We start from the raw sequence: 19,887 nt of genomic DNA on the forward strand, positions 1-19,887 counted from the left end.
TAAGGGGAAATGACTTTGAAATATTCAGTAGGAAGTTTATTTGCTGGTGTTGGAGGTATTGATTGGGGCTTCAAGAATGCCTCTTTTCAAAACGACAGTTATGAGATAGTATGGGCCAATGAAATTGATGAGTACGCTGTCCAAACTTATGAGCTTAATTTCCCGCATCAAGTATTTCACGGTGACCTCGAAAAAGTGGTAAAGCCTGAGAGATCGAAAGATGAAGCAGAACGAGAGAAATATCTTACAATGCAAGAAGGTATGCTTCAACAAAAAATAGATATTCTAGTTGGGGGTTTCCCGTGCCAATCTTTTTCAATAGCAGGATATAGAAAAGGATTTGATGATGAAAGAGGGAATTTATTTTGGAGTATAGTTGACCTGATAAAATTATTAGATGAAAAACAGGGAAAACCCTCCGTGCTTCTTCTTGAGAATGTAAAAAACCTTAAGACACACGATAATGGCAGAACATATACTGTAATTAAGAAACAATTAGAAATGCTTGGGTATACAGTTAAAGAAAAAGTAATTAATACCAAAGATGTTACTCGGCTGCCTCAAAACAGAGAAAGGATATATATAGTTGCTTTTTTAGATTCTGCTGCAGCCGACCGGTTCACGTTATTTGATGAGATTCATAGATTAAAAGTTACAAAAACAGAAGATCAAAGGCGAGAAGATATAAGAAGCGTTTTGGACCTGCACTTATCAAAGAAAGATGCTGAGAAATATTATTATACAAAAGAGAAATATCCTTTGTATTTTCTTACTGAAGAAGAATACGTATCTTTAAAAGGTGCTGAAGGAAAAGAACAGAGAGTTAATATCGAGGAACAAATCGATGAAGAATACGAATTTTACCAGGTAAGAAGAGGAATGTACGTTAGGAAAAATCAAAATGGAGTCTGCCCTACTCTTACTGCTAATATGGGTACAGGCGGACATAATGTTCCATTAATAAAAGTTCATGATGGGGTTCGAAAGTTAACTCCTGAAGAAACTTTTAAAATTCAGGGCTTCCCTATTGGGTTTGGATATTACTTGCCTACTCATTACAAGGGGAGAGGTTTTTCAGACGGCAGATTATATAAACAAGCTGGAAATGCAGTGTCTGTTGATGTTGCAACATTAATAGCAACCGAAATATTAAAAGCTCTCAACACCTCTGTAGAAGCAGAAACTGAAGAACATTTTATACGTTCCTAACAGGCGGCCATTTGGCGGCCTGTTTTATTTATGTGAATCAAACATAAATATTTTATACGGAATGAAATTCACTTAATTTCATAGGAGGTGTTTACCGATCAGAATTTAAATTTAAGACAATTATAATGTATTTGTCTAATTTACGAAAAACTAATACTTTTGGAGAACAATTAAATAAGTTGTTAAAAAAAACAAAATTTTACCCATGAAGAATTAACAATATATTGTAAAAAAATGGAGATTAATAGAAAGACTCAATCGAGGCCGTTAAAAGGACTGCCACTTTTCTTTGTGTATTATTAAACTAAAGGAAAGCAGAACAATATTATTAAGGTAATCAATGTTATAGGTTGCGAAAAGAACTTTAGCTTATCTACAAACATTTAGCAAATTACATTGCTGTCGATCGAAAATATACAAGCACTTGAAAGGAAAGTATTTAAACCTAAAATAGAAACGATATTCAAACAATCATAGGATTTGGGTGACATTCCCATCTATTAAAGGTCAAAAAAAAACTATATGTAATGTAAACTTACACTTCTTTTTATTCGACTAAAAAACTTCGTTATCTTTCCACAACGCCCTCAGGAACAACTGGATTCCTAAAACCAACAATCCCATTCCTAAATTTCTTCTGTATACATTTATATTTACTTCTTTAAGTAAAGTAGTTTGACACACAAGTTATGATAAATTGAACAAGCTTATAAGGAAAACGAAATTTACAACTTAGCTTTAAGCTAAATATCTGAAAATATAAACTTTTAGCTATATGGTAACTTATGACTATTTTCAAAGTTGTGGTGATAGGATAAAAATAGATACCAACGGAGGTGGGATATGCAGTATTCATTAGGTTTAAGAATACAGATGGCAAGGAGACAAAGGGGATTTACACAAAAGTATATGTGTCATGTAATAAAGGTTTCAGCTCCTACTTGGTCTCAGTATGAAAGTAATAATAAAGAACCAAACTTAGCCAAGTTTCGGACAATCGCTAAAACGTTACAGGTTTCTGCAGATTGGTTATTGGGTCTAACAGATCACGAGCCAAATTTAAAGGGGGATAAAAATAGTGCCGTTTATAAACCAACCATTAGATAATCAAAAACTGTACAAACAAATGCTAAATTCGACAGCATCACTGTCGAATTTGTTTTCAGAAAGCGACTCGCCATATTTGGTATCCAGAAATGTGGAAAATGCCTTCTGTGAAGCTCTAGGTGCAGACAACTTAGGTCGTGCAGATTGTTCAGCCGATGCATCTATCGATAAAATTGGAGTAGGAATCAAAACCTTCTTACACGGTAACGGAAAGACACTGCAAAAAGTGGCGGAATTCAATAAGGAGTCAGAATTATATCGAACCTATTCGCCAAAGGAGCTTGTTGTGAAAATTGCTGAGCTTCGAAACGAAAGAATTGAATTCACAAAAAGAACCTACGGCCTTGAATCCATGATCTACCATTGTGTAACTAGATTGCCCGGAAAAATTCTACTTTTTGAAATGCCAATGCATCTGGTTCAGACTGATTCTATTTCAAATATAAAATCAAGTAATAATGGAAATGCAATCACATTTGAGGACGGACTTAATGAATATAGTTTCAATGTGACTAAGAGCACACTATACAAACGTTTTATTTTACCGGAATTATTAGCTCTAGCCACAATTGAAGTTGCAATTCACGCTCAACCGTATAAACTATTAGCAAAACTTGAAGAAATTGCTAAACCAATTCACTATAATAATTATAATTCATTACAGTCTTATGATCTCGTTTCAGAAGACATTGCGCTTTACGATAACTCTTCGGGATCTGAAAATTTTGTAATTCTTCCATTGTTTTCTGACCGTGGTGCGCAGCGTCATGTTCCTGAAAAAAGTGGACTTAACCAATGGAACGCAGCTGGAAGAGCAAGAAACCCTAATGAAGTTTATATACCAATCCCAAGCTGGATCCACAAGGATTTTAAAGGATTCTTTCCTTCTCGTGATCAAGATTTTCAACTGCGTCTTCCAGATAAGTCGCGAATGTCAGCGAAAGTCTGTCAAGAAAACAGCAAGGCCCTTATGTCTAATCCTAATAGTAGACTCGGGGAATGGCTTTTAAGACAGGTTATGGATTTAAGTGAAAGAGAACCACTAACATATGATCGATTACAGACTTTAGGTATAGATTCTGTTGTTGTTTACAAGCATAGCGAAAGAGAGTATTCAATAGACTTTCGGGAACTTGGCACATATGATCTGTTTGAAAGCGAATATAAGACAAAATAAAACTTTATTATTCTGAACTGCACCAAAATTGTAAGACTAAAATACAATTTTAGTGCAGTTTTTGTATGGCGACTTATTTTTTCAATAATTGTGTTTGTCTGATGTGAGTCGCGATTTTCTCGACAATTGGCTCGATCGATTCAGGATTATTGAACAGGTCATAATCGTTGATATTCAAACGCAGGACAGGGCAAGCGTTAAAGTTATTAATCCAGTTTTCGTATCGTTCATGCATTTCTTCCCAATATGAAATGGGTGTTTTCTGTTCCATGGGACGGCCTCTTAATTTTATGCGCTCGAGGATATCTTCAATGGATCCTTCCAGATAAATCAACAGGTCAGGATGCGGGAAGTATGGAGTCATGACCATTGCGTCAAAAAGGCTCTTGTATGTTTCATAATCCACTGAGGACATGGTGCCTTTTTCATAGTGCATTTTTGCGAAAATTCCTGTGTCTTCGTAAATAGAACGATCCTGGATAAAGCCGCCGCCGTATTCGAAGATCCTTTTTTGCTCCTTGAATCGTTCAGCTAGGAAATAAATTTGCAAATGGAAGCTCCAGCGTTCAAAATCAGCATAGAATTTATCGAGATAAGGGTTTGTATCTACCTTTTCAAAGGATGTACGGAAACGCAGGGCATCAGCCAGGGCATTTGTCATAGTTGATTTGCCGACTCCTACTGTACCGGCAATCGTGATGACCGCATTGGCTGGAATGTCATATTTTAATCTTAAATTCATGGTTGTACGCTCCTTTTCCTTAATGATGCAGTCAATTGGTCTATGATCAGCTGCAGGTCAGCTTCATTTTTAACGAAATCAAGATCATCTCCACTGAAGCGAAGAACAGGGATTTCCGGATGCTCCTGTTCGAATTGGAACATAGCCTGCTCGTAATCAAGGGATAATTGCTCAAGGTATAGTGGGCTAATGTTCTTTTCAACTTCGCGGCCGCGTATCTTGATTCGCTTTAAAAGCGTGTCGAGGCTGGCAGTCAGATAGATGATGACATTTGGCTTTGGCATATCTTTTGTCAGGATTTGATAAATAGCGAGGTACTTATTGTATTCCTGTTCACTAAGAGTACGCTGTGCGAATATTAAATTTTTCATTATATGGTAGTCAGCAACGACAGGCTTGTTCTTGCTGATGTAATGTTCATTAATATCTCCAAGCTGCTTGTATCGATTACATAGGAAAAACATCTCTGTCTGGAAACTCCATTCTTCGATATCATCATAAAATTTGCCTAAGAATGGATTTTCATCGACAATTTCCTTTAAAAGAGCAAATTCAAATCGCTCGGAAATGGCACGGGCAAGTGATGTTTTTCCGATGCCAATCGGTCCTTCAACCGTTATAAAAGGTGTACCTTCCACAGCATGTCCTCTCTCTCCAATGTTCTGTATAAAACATTATATTTTTTGCCAATTTAACAGCACAGAATCCATTTTAGCACAGCTCATTATCCTAAGGGTATGGAGATAATAAAAGGATTTTTAAAAAGAAAAGATTCATAAAACTATTTTTAGTTATATTAATTTACAAATATAAGAATAGATTGAAAGAACGAGCTTATAGTTGGGGATATTTATTTATTTTTTTATTATTAATGTTACACATCTGCTTATATGATACAAAATGTTCAGATTTATTCCTTAATACCTACATTCAGTTTATCAACTAGATCGTTATAGAGTGTTCTGTTAAATATGAATGATTAAAATTTAAAGTAAATTCTGATAGCTTTCAATGAAAGCTATCAGCAATATTAATTTTATTACAGCGTTTAAATTTGGGATTTAAGGGGAGATAAAAGATAAAATATAAAACATAAAATGAGCGTGAATGATATGGCTGACAATCTTTCTAAAGAGCAAAGACAGAAAAATATGCAGGCAATAAGATCACAATCTAATCTTGAAAATATATTTACTCGGGAGCTATGGAAATTAGGATATAGGTTTAGAAAAAATGTTAAGTCCTTATTTGGTAAACCAGATATTGCTATTCAAAAGTACAAAGTTGTAATTTTTATTGATTCGTGTTTCTGGCACGCTTGTCCTTTACATGGAAATAGACCAAAAAGCAACCAAGAATATTGGGATCAGAAACTTGCTAAAAATCAGCAACGAGACATCGCAGTAAATGAATTTTACATTAGTAATGGTTGGCATATAAAAAGAGTCTGGGAACATGAAATCAAGAACGGTTTAATTGAAACTGTTAAAGAAGTGGCTAAATTTATAGACGAAGTGAAAAAAGAGGAGGAGCATTAATCTGATATGTAATATAAGGATGATAGTGAGTGAAGTTCCTTAAAATAAAAATTTATTAAGCAAATTGGCAGCATTTGTTATAAAGTAAGATAGAAGATATCTGGGGGGGTAAACGGGAATGAACGAAAAAATATTAGTAGTAGATGATGAAGAAAGAATTCGGCGTTTATTAAAAATGTATCTTGAACGTGAAGGTTTTAATATTGACGAGGCTGAAGACGGTATGACAGCTCTTTCCATGGCATTAAATAATGATTACGATTTAATTTTGCTGGATTTAATGATGCCTGGTAAGGATGGCCTCGATGTTTGCCGTGACCTAAGAGTGAAAAAATCAACGCCAGTTATAATGCTTACTGCTAAAGGCGAAGAAGTAAATCGAGTACAAGGCTTTGAAGCTGGAACTGATGATTACATTGTAAAACCCTTTAGCCCAAGAGAAGTTGTTTTAAGAGTAAAAGCAATTCTTAGACGTTCAACTCAAACAGCATATTTACATACAGAAACATCGACCAAAGATGTGTTAGTATTTGAAAATCTTACAATTGATAATGATGCTCACAGAGTTCTCGCAGAAGGAAAAGAGGTTCATTTAACTCCTAAGGAGTTTGAGCTCTTACACTATTTGGCAAAAAGTCCAGATAAGGTTTTTGCAAGAGAACAATTGCTACAAGAAGTATGGCATTATGAATTTTTTGGAGACCTGCGTACAGTCGACACTCATGTAAAGCGTCTTAGAGAGAAAATAAGTGCTGTTTCCGAAAATGTGGCTCAAATGATCGTCACAGTATGGGGAGTAGGCTATAAATTTGAAGTTAAAAAGATATAATTCAGTGTAAATCTTCTATTATAAAATTGCATGTATAAATAAATAAAAATCTTGCAGCAAGTCTAATGTACATAGACGCCTGCAAGCGTTCTGTTTATTCTAAGAGAAATTAAAGTGGCAGAGCCTGTGGCTTATTTAAAGGATCTGGACGCATCTCTAGAAGTCCTAAGTAACAAGATGCTTGAGTATGTAAGTGATGAAGAGTTAGCTTTAGGTATCTCGACAGTAATTTTACATACAGAAATAAAATCAAAAAAATGGTCGACAAATTGAAAATGATATTACACATTCGAATAGATGCAATTGATAAGTTGTACAGTGAAACAATAGGAACAAACAGATAGATGAAAATATCAACAAAGTATTAACCTTGCGGAACTATTAAGGATGGTCACGCCAAAGCAAGAGGTAATTTTGGGGCCAAATTAATAGATAAACTCTAATTAAAAGCCATCCCTAAGGATGGCTTTTTCGTGTAAATTTTACTTTTATTGTTGTCAAAAAGTAACTTAAATCTATGAAATAAAAACTGATTTCTCTTTAAGCATATGGTTATAGATAAAGTGAAACACTTATGTTATCACATATCTTATAATTTTTGCACCGATTTATTGATTAAGAAGAACTTGATCCTTTTGAAACAATGGGAGAAATTATTAAATACATAGTAAGGTAATTTTGCGGTGTATAAAAGAAGAACTCTTTAAAACTATAAAATTTGATGAAGTGAAATAAATACTACTATATTAATATGTGAAAAGTCCCGAATTAGCATGTATCTTGTCTATTATTGTAAATTGGTGGGTGTTATAATAATATAGAAGCTATTATTTCGTACTAGAATTGTATTTTAAAATAAGTATAATATATTCTGAATTTTTATATGGGATTTAAAGAGTTGCTATTAATAAATTTACAATAATATGTGAACAACTAAGGAGTTTACCCTGAAAATTAGGGAAAGTTTTTTTCAACTTTAGAATACCAGGCTTGGATCATAAAAATCACATTGGTGTTTAAAAAACGAAACTTTATTATACTTGGAAGAAATATGTTTATTTCTTTAATAATTCAATTATTAATAATGAAAAAGTGGGTGAATAAATGATTACGCAAGTCGTGCAGCCTGTCGTATCAAATTTCATTAAGTCATTGCGTGACATAGGATATACCTTTGAAGTAGCAGTGGCAGATGTGCTTGATAATAGCATTACCGCAAAGGCAAAAAACATACAAATTTCTTGTATTCCTGATCCAAAAACCGTTTTTACAATATTAGATGATGGGATCGGGATGTCTGACAGTGAACTGATTAACGCTATGCGTTTATCATCCAATGATCCAGATTCGCCTAGAGAGAGTTCTGATTTAGGGAAGTTTGGATTGGGGCTGAAAACAGCGTCTTTTTCACAGTGTAAAGACTTAACCGTCTTATCAAAAAAAGATGGAATGGTTTCCATTAAGCAATGGGACTTAGACTATATATCAAAGGAAAACGAATGGTTTTTAATAACACCAGACATTAATAAGTACCAAAACATTCCTTTATTTGAGGAGCTTATGAACCAAGAGAGCGGGACGTTAGTTGTATGGAAGGGAATTGATACTTTCACGGAAGACGACATCCCTCATAAGTTAGATGTTTTGCGAAACCATTTGTCTTTGGTTTTTCATTGTTTCTTAGAAGGTATTGTTCCTGGTAAAAAAACAATGAAAATATCTGTTAATGGTCAAACATTAGAACCGTTTAATCCTTTTAATCCAAAACATATTGCTACACAGCAATTGGTGCCGGAAAAAATTAAATATAAAAATTCTGAAATAACAGTTCAGCCTTATATCTTGCCTCATCATTCAAAGCTTTCCCAGCAGGAATTCGACAAATACGCTACGGAAGACGGCTATACCAAATCACAGGGCTTTTATTTATATCGTGCTCACCGCCTTTTGATTCATGGCACTTGGTGGGGGCTCCATCGAGCAAATGATGCCCATAAGCTGGTACGGATTAAGATCGATATCCCAAACAATCAAGATCACGATTGGGGTATTGATATTAAAAAATCAACAGCCAACCCTGTAAGTGAAATTAAGAAGGATTTAAAACGTATTATTGCGCAGGTGACGCCCAAGGGGTCAAGGCCTTATACAGGCAGAGGCAAAAAGATTGAAGACAAAACAACCACACGTTTTTGGGAGCTAGTTGCAGATAATAGTGAAATTCACTTTGCTATCAACCGGGAGCATCCTATTATCAAGAGTCTTGAAGATACCTTAAGAGAAGACCAGCATCATTTATTAAATGTTATTTTAATGGGATTAGAAAGCTATTTGCCACTAGATGCGATTGTCGCTCAGCTGAATACGAATCCGTTAAAGGTAAACCAGGACACATTAATAAATGAGGATGAGATAAAAATCCTAGTGGAAAATTGGCGATCAAAGGGTATTAGTGAAGCGTTCATAAAGGAATTACTTAAGACGGAAGTATACAAAAACAAGGAGGGGTATTTTGAAAATGCAAACCAACACTGATATAAATCATCAAATCATGTATAAACATGTCAAAGAAAAGATTTCAGGTACTCTTCAAGAACAAAGCAGTTTGCAGGAAGATACCATCCAGTCCATTATTGAAGAATGGAAAAAATTAATTGAAGGTACACCGCCAACGTTCCTAAAAACTATTTTAGGAATAGATGAAAATAATATACGCCCATTAACGGAACCGGAATGGAACTATCTCAGCAAAGAACTAGAGCAATCCTTTAACGTCCGAATTACTACTGGTATTCTGGTAACAGGTGAAAAACAGAAGAAGCGAGACTTGTCATGGTGGACAAGTAAGAAACAATTACAATCGGATAATTATTATCTAAATAATTATATGACGTACATGAAACGTGACATGCCCCAAAAAGTCTTGGATACGATTAATGAAGATACCGATGCGGTTATGAATAACTTGGCAGATCCCGATTTAGATGCATTTTCACGATATGGCATGGTCGTAGGCCATGTCCAATCTGGGAAAACCTCCAACTATGCAGCGTTAATTTGTAAGGCGGCCGATGCAGGTTACCGTTTTATCGTCGTAATCGCAGGCGGCCAAAATAACTTACGGGACCAGACACAAGCACGATTAGATGAAGTATTTGTAGGAGCAAACTACTCGGGTGTTGGACAATTGTCTGGATTTAGAAGAGACAAAATGCCGGCCAGCTTAACAAATGCAAAAAATGACTTCAAAATTGAAACGGCTAGAGCTCAAGGAACAACAAACTTTGATAATATGCAGCAGCCCATTTTAGTGGTGATTAAAAAACACACGAAGACGTTAGATCATCTTTTAAAATGGTTAGATATTCATTATAAGAATCAAGTGGATAAAGCCATGCTTGTGATTGATGATGAATCGGATTATGCTTCGATTAATACAAAAAAAGAAGAAGATCCTACCGTAATAAATGAGAAAATCCGACTCCTTTTACAAAAATTCAAAAAGAGTGCGTATGTTGCCTATACGGCTACACCATATGCTAACATTTTTATTGACCATACAGCTAAAAATGATGGCGCGGGCAGAGACTTATTCCCGAGCGATTTTATTTACGCATTAGAAGCACCATCCAATTATTTCGGTGCGGAAAAGATTTTTAATAAAGAGAATGAAAAGTACGTAGTTGAAATTCCGAATGATGAAGCTGTTTATGAGTTAGATGAGGAGACGGTCTATCCGCCGAATGAAATTCCATTTATCATCAAGCATAAAAAGGATTATGAAAGCGAGATAAAAAGACTGCCTGAAACCTTGAAGGATGCCGTACGTTTATTTGTGATCAATGTCGCGATTCGTAATTTGCGAAATCAACGGAAGCATAATAGTATGTTGATCCATATTTCGAGATTCACAGATGTTCATATTAAAATAATGAAACTGGTAAAAAGTTATTATGAGGAAATTAAATCGGAGATTAAAGCGTATGGAAATACACCTAATCCGTACCAATTTCCACATTTGAAAGCGATGAAAGAAACTTTTTCTATGAGATTAAAAGATATCGAGTTTGATTTTGGTACTATTTTAAAAGAGATTTGCTTGATAGTAGATTCGGTCCAAATCGTCGATGTACACCAAAAAGCAAAAACTCCCTTAGAGTATCGAAAGGATACCCAAAATAATGTAATCGTTGTCGGCGGGTTAAGCTTGTCTCGTGGTTTTACCTTAGAGGGATTAAGCGTTAGTTATTTCTTAAGAACCACTATTTACTATGATACATTAATGCAAATGGGCCGTTGGTTCGGATACCGTATTGGTTATGAGGATATTTGCCGGGTGTACTTAACGGATGATATGAATAAGAAATTTGGTTTTATCATTGATGCTACAAATGAATTAGTCAGCCGTTTAAATGATATGCGCGAGGAAAATTTAACACCGGAAGACTTTGGATTGGCTGTTCAGCTGCATCCAGACAGTCTGCTCCAAGTTACAGCCCGCAATAAATCAAAATATACAGAAGATATGTTTTTAGAAATGAACCTGGATGGCCAGATAAAAGAAACAAGATGGATCAGCAGTATTCCGTCAGATCTTGCTGCCAATGAAACGCTATTAAAAGAAACCATTCAAATGTTACAAGATGGCGGTTATGAGCATATTGCTTCAGACAGTCATGTCTGGAAAAACGTAGACAAGGCAATTGTGCAGCGTTTTGTGGATCATTACCATTTATATAAGCATGACCCATTGGGTTTAAAATCAAGAATGCCAATAGAATTTATTAAACAATATATTGAAGCAGGTAAGTTAAACTGGGACGTGGTCTTATACAATGGTAAAAGCGAGACTGTATTCCAAACTGATTCCGTACAAGTGCAGCGTCAATTCCGTACGGTGAAAGAGAAACAGGGATATTATGAGGTAGCCAATAGACAGCTTTCACGGGCGAATCCAGAAGCAATTATCATGCCGGCTGAATATAAAAAATTAAAATCATATGAAATGCGCCGCAAATTGCTGAAACCTGTTTTATTCGTTCATGCATTAGAACTTGAGGATGAAAATAAGAATGAGATAGATGCTGTTGGTTTTAGTATCAGCTTCCCAATTGTAAAAGATTCTTTTGTTAACACAGTTAAAGTTCGAATTAATAGTGTTTATAAAAAGCAGCTGGAAGAAGCGTATAAAGATGAAGTTGGTGAAGAGGTTGTCTACGAAGAATAATAATCCCTGGTTACAATTAGATCGGCTGAGCCGCCTAAGAGTGAAAGAATCGATCAACTATCATGCGTTTTGGATAGTGGATGCCTTAAATCAATATGGATTAATGATCCAATGTAATGAAGACTTTAAGCAGCCCATCCGCGAGATCAAGCTGAATGGAATTCAGATTCAGCTTGATCAATCTTCAACGCCGAACAAGCTTATTTTACTTTTAAAAGATACGAAAGATTGGGAGATTTTCTTAATCCTCTGTAATGATTTGATTCATGTTATGAAGGAACATGATGTAGATATCATAGTAAATGTCATGAAACGGCTGGAGCGGTGGCAAAAGTTGCTGCGAAAATCGACTTTTAAGATCATGTCAAAAGAAGAACAGATGGGATTATACAGCGAATTAAAAATTTTGCGCGATTATATTCTTCCTGCGTATGGTGATAGTGCTGGTATTCACGGCTGGGTTGGTGCGCTTGGAGATAAACAGGATTTCCTATTGGAGAAATTTGCGATTGAAGTAAAGTCCTTTCGTATGACTTCTGGCAATACTGTTTGGATTTCTTCAAAAGAACAATTGAATTCCGAAAAAAATCCTCTTTATCTTTTTGCCTGTGCGCTAAATGAAGCAGGAAGCGGGGAAACAATCGCAGACTTGGTAAAATCGATTATCAGAACTATTAAAAATGAAAATCTTTTAAGTGAATTTATTGAGAAAGTTGAAGAGTACGGTTATTTTCCAGAAATACCGCAGGAAACGCTGTCAACGTTTGTTTTAGAGCAGGTGACAAGTTATGAAGTGAGAGAAGGATTTCCCAAAATTATTATGGAACATGTTTCTCCATTAATACCAAACTTGAAATATAGCATTGATTTATCAGGCTGTTCAACATTTAAAGTAAAAATTAACTCCATTCTGGAGTAAAGGGAGATGTAAGGTTTGATAACCGTAGAAGAGTTCCATCAGCATTTCTTACAATCTATCCTTTCTGATTCAGAAAGCCGCGGTTTAATGAAGGCTCAGTCATTTTTCGAATTAGTTTGTGAGGATCTTATGCGAGTGGGGGACTTGACCAATAATTACGAAATGGCAGAGTTTATTAAACCAGGCAGCGAAGTCTATGGATATGATTATGATGAAGATAGGAAAATATTTACGCTGATAAATTTTCAATTCTTCCAGGAGGATACAATTGAAACATTAACAAGACAGCATATAACACAAAAATTCAACCGTTTGAAAAAATTTGCTTCATTAAGCATGGATGGTTTATATCAGGATTTAGAAGAGACCTCCGATGCCTATTCTTTGGCTTTTAATTTATATCGCAATGCGCAAAATAAGCTAATAGACAAATTCCGTTTAATTATATTAACCGATGGAAAATTGACAAGCACGATTACAAGTATTCCAAACGAGTCGATTGAAGGGATTGCTTGTGAACATAGAATTATTGATATTAATTATTTATTTAGTATCTATATGTCTGAAAACGGCTCAGGTTCATATGAGATTGAATTGAATATTCCCTATCTTGAAGTTCAAACCCAATCAGATGAATATCAATCCTATTTAGCGATTATGGACGGAGAACAATTATTTGAAATATACGACGAATATGGGCAAAAACTACTTGAGGAAAATGTTCGTACCTTTTTACAATTTAGGGGCGGTGTAAACCAAGGAATCCGAAATACGATTCAGTATAAACCGGATATGTTTTTCGCCTATAATAATGGAATCACTGCAACGGCAACAAATGTGGAAACGGAAAATGGGAAAATCACGAAAATTACTGATTTCCAAATCGTGAATGGCGGGCAAACGACTTCTGCGATTTATGCCGCGAAAAAGAACTCGAGGATTGATATTTCAAAGATTTCTGTTCAAATGAAATTATCAGTCGTTAATAATATTGAGAAAAAAGGCGAGTTCGTATCGAGCGTATCACAATATGCCAACACGCAAAATAAAGTAAATAAATCTGATTTCTTCTCAAATAGCCCATTCCATAAAGAAATGAAGGATTACTCAAAACGGATATGGGTTTCTTCTAATGATGGTTCTCAGAAACGGATACATTGGTTTTATGAAAGAGTACGCGGAGAATATTTAAATGAGCAGGCATATTTAACAAAAGCGAAGAAAACTCAATTCCAAATGGAAAATCCTAAGGATAAACTAATTGAAAAAACATTCTTGGCAAAAAGTGAAATAGCTTGGGAACGAAAACCGCATATTGTTTCCAAAGGGGCGCAATACAGCTTTGAAGAGTTTGCTAATTCGGTTACGAATACACTAGAAAAGAACCATATGGCGATTACAGAAAAGTATTTTAGAGACGCAGTATCAAAGGTCATTCTATTCAGAGCCACTGAAAAAATCGTCTCGAAAGCTCCTTGGTATGAGAATGCCTTTAGAGCTCAAACAGTTGCATATTCTATTGCATTGCTCTCGCATGCGATTAATAAAAAGAAAGTATTCTTTGACTTCTCAAAAATATGGCAAGAACAGCAATTGCCGATTGAGTTAGTAGAATTAATGAAAGTGATTACAAAGAAAGTGTATGAAAGAATAACGAATCCGCCGGCTGGTTCCGCAAATATTGCACAATGGTGTAAAAAAGAGGCGTGCTGGAAAGATGTCAGCACGATAGAATTGGATTTATCACCACTTAGGAAACTAGTGATCACGACAGAAGAAGAAAAATTCGAACAAAAATCAGGTAAAAAAGAAAAAGAATTAGACAGCGGTATTGAAATCCAAGCGTTTGTCATTCGCACTAATTTTGAACATTGGGTGCAGCTACAAGGATATTATTTGAGTAACAATAACATGAGATCACTAACCATTACACAAAGAGATATCTTGAAAAAATATACAGAGGGGAAAATTCCTTTACCATCTGAAAAACAGTCAAAAGTGCTTTATGCTTTATATCAAAAAGCAACAAAAGAGGGTTGGGAAGTTTTAATAAGTAAATAGAAGAAGCGCAGGGTTTTTCCCTGGCTTCTTTTCTTTATTGGATTTACTATTTATCCACAGTTGAGTATAAAAAAATTTCTGTATTGAAGAGATTTCATCGGACACATCCGAAGGATTATTATGCTATAAAAATACATTTTCATTAGAACAAGAAGAAGAGTATTCATTATTTAAGAGGTGAGAATTAATTATTTATTCAAGTGGAAAAACAAGCCTACCAGGAGGATTAAAGATCTATGGCCACAGAAGATACAATTTTGATTAAAATTGGTGTTTCATATAAAGAGGGAATGACATCTGATGAGCTGTATCATGCAACTAGTGTTAGCTGGGTAATAAGTGAAAGTAGGCTCCGATCTGGGGAATTAAAATATTATTGTGCCGTTTATAATAATGAGATTAAAGAGGTTTATAATCTTACAGGATATGAGAAAGATTTGCATCCTGATAATTTAGGTCGGTTTATTTTGTTTGGAGAACTAGCAGATGACTCAATACGCTCCAAACTTCTTGAATTAAACGTGAGAGAGATACATAAAGGTTTAGGTAACCCAATCAAATATGTAAAAATAGAAGATTTATTAAACCGAGTGAATTACGATGCTGAAGATGAAAATGACAGTGAAAATAGTATGATTAAATTACTCTTTCAAAGATTAGCAAAAAATCATGATGAAATTAGAACCCTTAGTACAAATAAACCTAATTGGATAACGAAGGTAGACAATGCCGGGGTCTTTGTTGAAACTGAAACTTCAAGAGAGAAGTTTTCTAGAGGAGAAAAGAAAAAACCATCTTCTCTATTAACATATGATTTTCTTCAAGCAGCATGGGATGAATTTTTAAAAGTTAGGATGGCTTCAGCAAATGACTTTATCGAGACAAAAGGCAGATCCCGTTTCATTATGGCGTTTTTTTATGAATTACCTTTTGTTGAAAAAGAATTAAGAGATAATATTCCTTTTATTAAATTCAAAGAGTTCACTACAGACCAGCTTCCTGAAGCAAACTTAGAACAGACGTTGGAACTGTTAAATGAAATTATTAATCAAGATTTTGACCCAAAAGCAATCTCCCAAAAGTTTAAGGATGATGCAATAAAACGTCTTAAACTACGTGCAAGACAGGGGTTAAAAATACTGGGTTTCTTAAATGAGGAATACCATATTCAACATCATATCTTGCAAGAATATCTTGAAATTGACAATAAGACAGAATATCTTTCGAAAAGAGTTTTGCTGCATCCCTACTTTTCAGTAATTTATCAGTTGCTATCTCTTTTAAATGGAGTTTCGAAGTCGGAAAAATTCGCCTTGCTGACTGAAATTGGAATGGTTATTGTTAGAAACTCAATGGGCTCAAATTTAATGGTACCGTCGGTGTCCCAGTATAGGACAAGAAATATATTAAATTGGTTTAAAGAAACAGGTTTGGTTGATGAGGAGTGGAATGTCTTGGATAATAACAAATTAGATGTGAGATATACCTTAACACCCTCTGCTAGCCTGATTAGAGAGGAACCCTTAAAAATTACAATTATTGATCTTGTTAATCATATAAATCAATATGTTGCTAGTAAAGGCTTTTATTACGAAAAGGAAGAAGTAATCAATCTCTTTTTATCTCTAAAGTCAAAACCTTTCGTGATTATTTCTGGAATTTCAGGCACAGGTAAAACAAAAATAGTTCAATGGTTTGCCGAAAGTGTAGGAGCAACTGAAGAAAATGGTCAGTTCAGTTTAATTCCAATCCGTCCAGATTGGAACGATGGTTCAGATTTACTAGGTTACGTAGATATTAAAGGTGAATTTAAAGAGGGTCCATTAACGAAAGTAATACTGAAAGCTAAAGATAATCCGGATTTGCCTTATTTTGTCCTTTTAGATGAAATGAACCTTGCTCGGGTTGAGTATTACTTTAGTGACATTTTAAGTGTGATGGAAAGCCGTAAATGGAACGATAACAAAATTGTTTCATCTACTCTTTTGTCTGCGGACATTATTGGTAAGGATCTTACACTTCCTAACAACCTCTATATTATCGGAACTGTAAATATGGATGAAACGACTCATCCTTTTAGCAAAAAGGTTTTGGACCGCGCTAATACAATAGAGTTTAATCGAGTTGATTTAGGTAATCTTGCTTTTTTAGCTGATCTAGAAGAAGTTGAAGCAAAGGTAATTGGACAGGATCGTTTCTCTTCAAAATATCTTCACTTAAAAGATGTTTACCAGCAGCATAAAGAACTAGTTGAAAGGGCTACGAATGAGCTTGTCGGTATTAACCAGGCTCTTCAATTAATCAATGCACATGTGGGTTATCGAGTTCGTGATGAGATATGTTTTTATCTTGCCTACAATGAAGAGTCAGAGTTAATGAGCTATGAGAAGGCCTTTGATCACTGTATTTTGCAAAAAATTCTCCCAAGGGTTGCCGGCAGCGATTTAAGAGTAGAGCATTTACTTAAAAATCTTTACCGACAATTTACTAACAAAGAATACGAGGGTGAGAGGGTAGAATTAACTCATGATATAGAGGGAGCTAGATATCCTCGAAGTGCTGCGAAGGTTGCTGAGATGCTTAGGAGGTTAGAAGATGGCTTCACTTCCTTCTGGATCTCGTGAGGATGTTGAGTTAGTTAAAATAGAGACGGAGGAGCTGTCATTAGTACTTAAGGGACGGCCATATCACGATCGGTATGAAGGATTAAAGCAGTACAGGTCGATGGACCGTCATGATGTGATGTATTTTAGAGCGGACGGGATTAATGTTCATGACATATTGGTGTATGATGTCACTCAGCAGCAGCTGGTTTCACCAACTGAACAAAGACCTGTATTTTTTGAGAATGGCGTTTACCAGCTAATTGTGGTACCGAAGAATGCTCAGGATTTGACCTTTTATCATGAATACCAGCTATTAAGACAAGCTGTGTCTTCGGTCCCTATAGGAAATCAACAGATTTTAATGGGGAATCTTCATTTTCAAAATGAGGTTGGTTATTCGACCTTTGAGATTCGGTCTGGTGAGAAGATTTTATTGGAGGTTACTCTGGAAGTCTTTCCTGTAAAGCTGGATTATAAAAAGGATTATCAAAAGCTTTTAGAGGAAGTTAACGATGAGATCTACAATCTTGCTTTTCACTTTATCAGGAAAACCTATTTAGGGTCCAAATTAAAGTTGGAGGGCAATCCTTCTCAAGCTGAGTTTTATCGTTTAATCAGACATCATTTTAATCAATTTTTACAGGCGGTCTCAAGAATCGAGTATCAGCCACATCATAAATTAGAAAAAACGTATGAAAAAGCTAGAGGAGATCAGTTAAGCAAGCTAGATTCAGCTAGTCGCAGCTTTTTGCGAAAGCGGGGCAACTTGTTTGTTGATGTGCCAAAGGGTATTTTGATTCAAGGCAGAAGTGTTATGCCATCTGAAGGCATGAAGATTAAAAAGGAACTTACATATGATACGCTGGAGAACCGCTATGTGAAGTGGATGATCCAACGGTTGATTCAAAAGCTTGAGGATTTATTAGGAGCGATCGTAAACCAGAATCGCTGGCCACGGGAGAATCCTGATGATGATTTAGTTGGAAAAATAGAAGCCATGGCTAAACAGTTAAAAAATCGTCTACAGAGTGCTTTTTGGAGGAGCATTGGCAAACTAGATCGGTCAGTAATGAGCTTAGTTCTTCAAATGGCACCTGGTTACCGAGATGCGTTTCAAATTTATTTGACCGTGTCCAAAGGGTTAATGCTTCAGGGGAACCTTTATCGTATGTCTGTTAAGGATGTAGCTACTCTTTATGAATATTGGACTTTTTTAAAGCTGGGGCAGATCCTTGGACGAAAGTATACACTCGTTAGTCAGGATATTGTTCAGGTTAACAGAGACGGACTATTTGTTAATCTAAAAGCGGATCAAACGGCCACAAGGATATTTAGACATCCTGTCACGAATGAAGAGATTATTTTAGCCTATCAGAAAAAAGAAAATAGGTTACCGACTGTTTCGCAGATTCCTGATACAATGCTGAGCATTGAAAAGAAGGGAAAAGGGTATAAGTATCATTACATTTTTGATGCCAAGTACCGAATCGATTATGCACAGCAGGACAGTTATTATAAACAAAAGTACAAGACTCCAGGGCCAATGGAGGACGATATTAATACAATGCATCGATATCGTGATTCGATTGTGGCTGCAAATGAGGACGTTTATGAACGAAAAGCATTTGGTGCATATGTGTTATTCCCTTGGTTCGATGAATCGATCTATCAAGAACATGATTTCTATAAAAGTATCGAAAAAGTGAATATTGGCGGGCTGCCGTTCCTCCCAAACGCTACTGATTTAGTAGAGCGTTTCGTTGAACGGTTAATTGATAAGAGTCCTGAAGAAATACAGCAAGAAGGTATTTTGCCAAGAGGAGCTCTGGAGGAATGGAAATCCAGTTTGGATGAAATGGTGCTTGTTGGGCTTGTTTCAACCCAGGGGGATTATGACCGTTTTATACAAGATGGTTACTATCAGATTCCTGTTGTGAATTTGCGAAAAGGCTGGCAGGAAGCGAAGTATGTTGCTTTATATGTAAAGAATGGTATAAACGAAAATCATGGTGTAACTTTTTATGGGAAAATCCAAGAGGTTAGACCGTATAACGTTGAAACCGAAAAGTATATCCGTTTAGTTGTTGGATCATGGACAAACCTCGAAAATATCATAAAGCCCGTCAATTATGGTATCTCAAGCTATGTAATGACGACTTTTAAATTGATGAAAGAAGCAACTGAACTTCCTGAGTTATTTATGAGATCCAAAGAAGAAATGACTATTTGGCGGATGCTGAGAAGGGTGTCCGATAGGATTAAGATAGACTTGGATCAACCAAATATAGATCAAGCGACAAGTATTAAAGAATACCAAATTAAGGAAGTATCTATACAAATTGATAAGGTAAACCGAGAAATTACCTTCCATAAGTCTGGCGTAATGAAAAAGTTCTCTGTTGAATTGTTAGTTAAGAACCCTTCTGCTGTATTTAAACAATTACAGGGCTTGTTAGAGAGGGAATCATAATA

At 35.5% G+C, this 19,887-nt stretch carries 14 protein-coding genes; 12 read left to right on the forward strand and 2 right to left on the reverse strand.

Annotated elements, in window-relative coordinates; genetic code table 11:
* Nucleotides 1–15 precede the first annotated feature (15 nt).
* The 3 genes from dcm (at nucleotide 16) to V7654_RS12500 (ending at nucleotide 3,493) form a co-directional block, all read left to right on the forward strand.
* A complete protein-coding gene (gene dcm, locus V7654_RS12490) occupies nucleotides 16–1,209 on the forward strand; it encodes a DNA (cytosine-5-)-methyltransferase (RefSeq protein ID WP_335430668.1) in 1,194 nt (397 codons plus the stop codon).
* An 843-nt stretch (nucleotides 1,210–2,052) separates the two neighbouring features.
* A complete protein-coding gene (locus tag V7654_RS12495; RefSeq protein ID WP_335430669.1) occupies nucleotides 2,053–2,316 on the forward strand; it encodes a helix-turn-helix domain-containing protein in 264 nt (87 codons plus the stop codon).
* Entirely contained in the window at nucleotides 2,288–3,493 is a 1,206-nt protein-coding gene (locus V7654_RS12500) for an NgoFVII family restriction endonuclease (RefSeq protein ID WP_335430671.1), read from the forward strand. Before V7654_RS12495 ends, V7654_RS12500 begins: the two co-directional genes overlap by 29 nt.
* A 73-nt stretch (nucleotides 3,494–3,566) precedes the next feature.
* Here V7654_RS12500 and V7654_RS12505 read toward each other — a convergent pair whose 3' ends face one another.
* Nucleotides 3,567–4,235, reverse strand: coding sequence for a deoxynucleoside kinase (locus V7654_RS12505; protein ID WP_335430672.1), 669 nt, complete (start codon nucleotides 4,233–4,235; stop codon nucleotides 3,567–3,569).
* Nucleotides 4,232–4,873: a deoxynucleoside kinase gene (locus V7654_RS12510; RefSeq protein ID WP_335430673.1), complete on the reverse strand. Its 642-nt coding sequence runs from the start codon at nucleotides 4,871–4,873 to the stop codon at nucleotides 4,232–4,234. The genes V7654_RS12505 and V7654_RS12510 overlap by 4 nt, the downstream gene beginning before the upstream one ends.
* 459 nt (nucleotides 4,874–5,332) lie before the next feature.
* Here V7654_RS12510 and V7654_RS12515 point away from each other — a divergent pair, with 459 nt between their 5' ends.
* The 9 genes from V7654_RS12515 to V7654_RS12555 all read left to right on the forward strand — a co-directional run bounded on the left by V7654_RS12515 (nucleotide 5,333) and on the right by V7654_RS12555 (nucleotide 19,885).
* Nucleotides 5,333–5,773, forward strand: coding sequence for a very short patch repair endonuclease (locus V7654_RS12515; RefSeq protein ID WP_438825293.1), 441 nt, complete (start codon nucleotides 5,333–5,335; stop codon nucleotides 5,771–5,773).
* A gap of 118 nt (nucleotides 5,774–5,891) precedes the next feature.
* Complete coding sequence (locus V7654_RS12520) at nucleotides 5,892–6,602, forward strand: response regulator transcription factor (protein ID WP_335430674.1); 711 nt, start codon at nucleotides 5,892–5,894, stop codon at nucleotides 6,600–6,602.
* A gap of 114 nt (nucleotides 6,603–6,716) precedes the next feature.
* Nucleotides 6,717–6,875 carry a hypothetical protein gene (locus tag V7654_RS12525; RefSeq protein ID WP_335430675.1) on the forward strand — a complete coding sequence of 53 codons (159 nt, stop codon included), beginning with the start codon at nucleotides 6,717–6,719 and terminating at the stop codon, nucleotides 6,873–6,875.
* 831 nt (nucleotides 6,876–7,706) lie between these two features.
* Complete coding sequence (locus V7654_RS12530; protein WP_335430676.1) at nucleotides 7,707–9,137, forward strand: ATP-binding protein; 1,431 nt, start codon at nucleotides 7,707–7,709, stop codon at nucleotides 9,135–9,137.
* Nucleotides 9,121–11,829: a Z1 domain-containing protein gene (locus tag V7654_RS12535; protein ID WP_335430762.1), complete on the forward strand. Its 2,709-nt coding sequence runs from the start codon at nucleotides 9,121–9,123 to the stop codon at nucleotides 11,827–11,829. The genes V7654_RS12530 and V7654_RS12535 overlap by 17 nt, the downstream gene beginning before the upstream one ends.
* A complete protein-coding gene (locus V7654_RS12540; RefSeq protein ID WP_335430763.1) occupies nucleotides 11,804–12,748 on the forward strand; it encodes a PD-(D/E)XK motif protein in 945 nt (314 codons plus the stop codon). The genes V7654_RS12535 and V7654_RS12540 overlap by 26 nt, the downstream gene beginning before the upstream one ends.
* A 15-nt stretch (nucleotides 12,749–12,763) precedes the next feature.
* Nucleotides 12,764–14,809 (forward strand): AIPR family protein, encoded by a 2,046-nt coding sequence (locus V7654_RS12545; protein WP_438825294.1) that lies wholly within the window; start codon nucleotides 12,764–12,766, stop codon nucleotides 14,807–14,809.
* Between the two features lie 236 nt (nucleotides 14,810–15,045).
* Nucleotides 15,046–17,433 (forward strand): hypothetical protein, encoded by a 2,388-nt coding sequence (locus V7654_RS12550; RefSeq protein ID WP_438825295.1) that lies wholly within the window; start codon nucleotides 15,046–15,048, stop codon nucleotides 17,431–17,433.
* Nucleotides 17,405–19,885: a restriction endonuclease-like protein gene (locus V7654_RS12555; RefSeq protein ID WP_335430678.1), complete on the forward strand. Its 2,481-nt coding sequence runs from the start codon at nucleotides 17,405–17,407 to the stop codon at nucleotides 19,883–19,885. The genes V7654_RS12550 and V7654_RS12555 overlap by 29 nt, the downstream gene beginning before the upstream one ends.
* The last annotated feature ends 2 nt before the right edge of the window (nucleotides 19,886–19,887 follow it).

It is taken from the genome of Bacillus sp. JJ1609 (assembly GCF_036967045.1).
GTDB lineage: Bacteria > Bacillota > Bacilli > Bacillales > Cytobacillaceae > Mesobacillus.

Excerpts from the sequence above, each read along its gene's own strand:
- V7654_RS12530 (WP_335430676.1), top strand. The coding sequence starts at position 7,707 with ATGATTACGCAAGTCGTGCAGCCTGTCGTATCAAATTTCATTAAGTCA.
- V7654_RS12555 (WP_335430678.1), top strand. The coding sequence starts at position 17,405 with ATGGCTTCACTTCCTTCTGGATCTCGTGAGGATGTTGAGTTAGTTAAA.
- V7654_RS12505 (WP_335430672.1), bottom strand. The coding sequence starts at position 4,235 with ATGAATTTAAGATTAAAATATGACATTCCAGCCAATGCGGTCATCACG.
- V7654_RS12550 (WP_438825295.1), top strand. The coding sequence starts at position 15,046 with ATGGCCACAGAAGATACAATTTTGATTAAAATTGGTGTTTCATATAAA.
- V7654_RS12535 (WP_335430762.1), top strand. The coding sequence starts at position 9,121 with ATGCAAACCAACACTGATATAAATCATCAAATCATGTATAAACATGTC.
- V7654_RS12495 (WP_335430669.1), top strand. The coding sequence starts at position 2,053 with ATGCAGTATTCATTAGGTTTAAGAATACAGATGGCAAGGAGACAAAGG.
- V7654_RS12515 (WP_438825293.1), top strand. The coding sequence starts at position 5,333 with ATGAGCGTGAATGATATGGCTGACAATCTTTCTAAAGAGCAAAGACAG.
- V7654_RS12520 (WP_335430674.1), top strand. The coding sequence starts at position 5,892 with ATGAACGAAAAAATATTAGTAGTAGATGATGAAGAAAGAATTCGGCGT.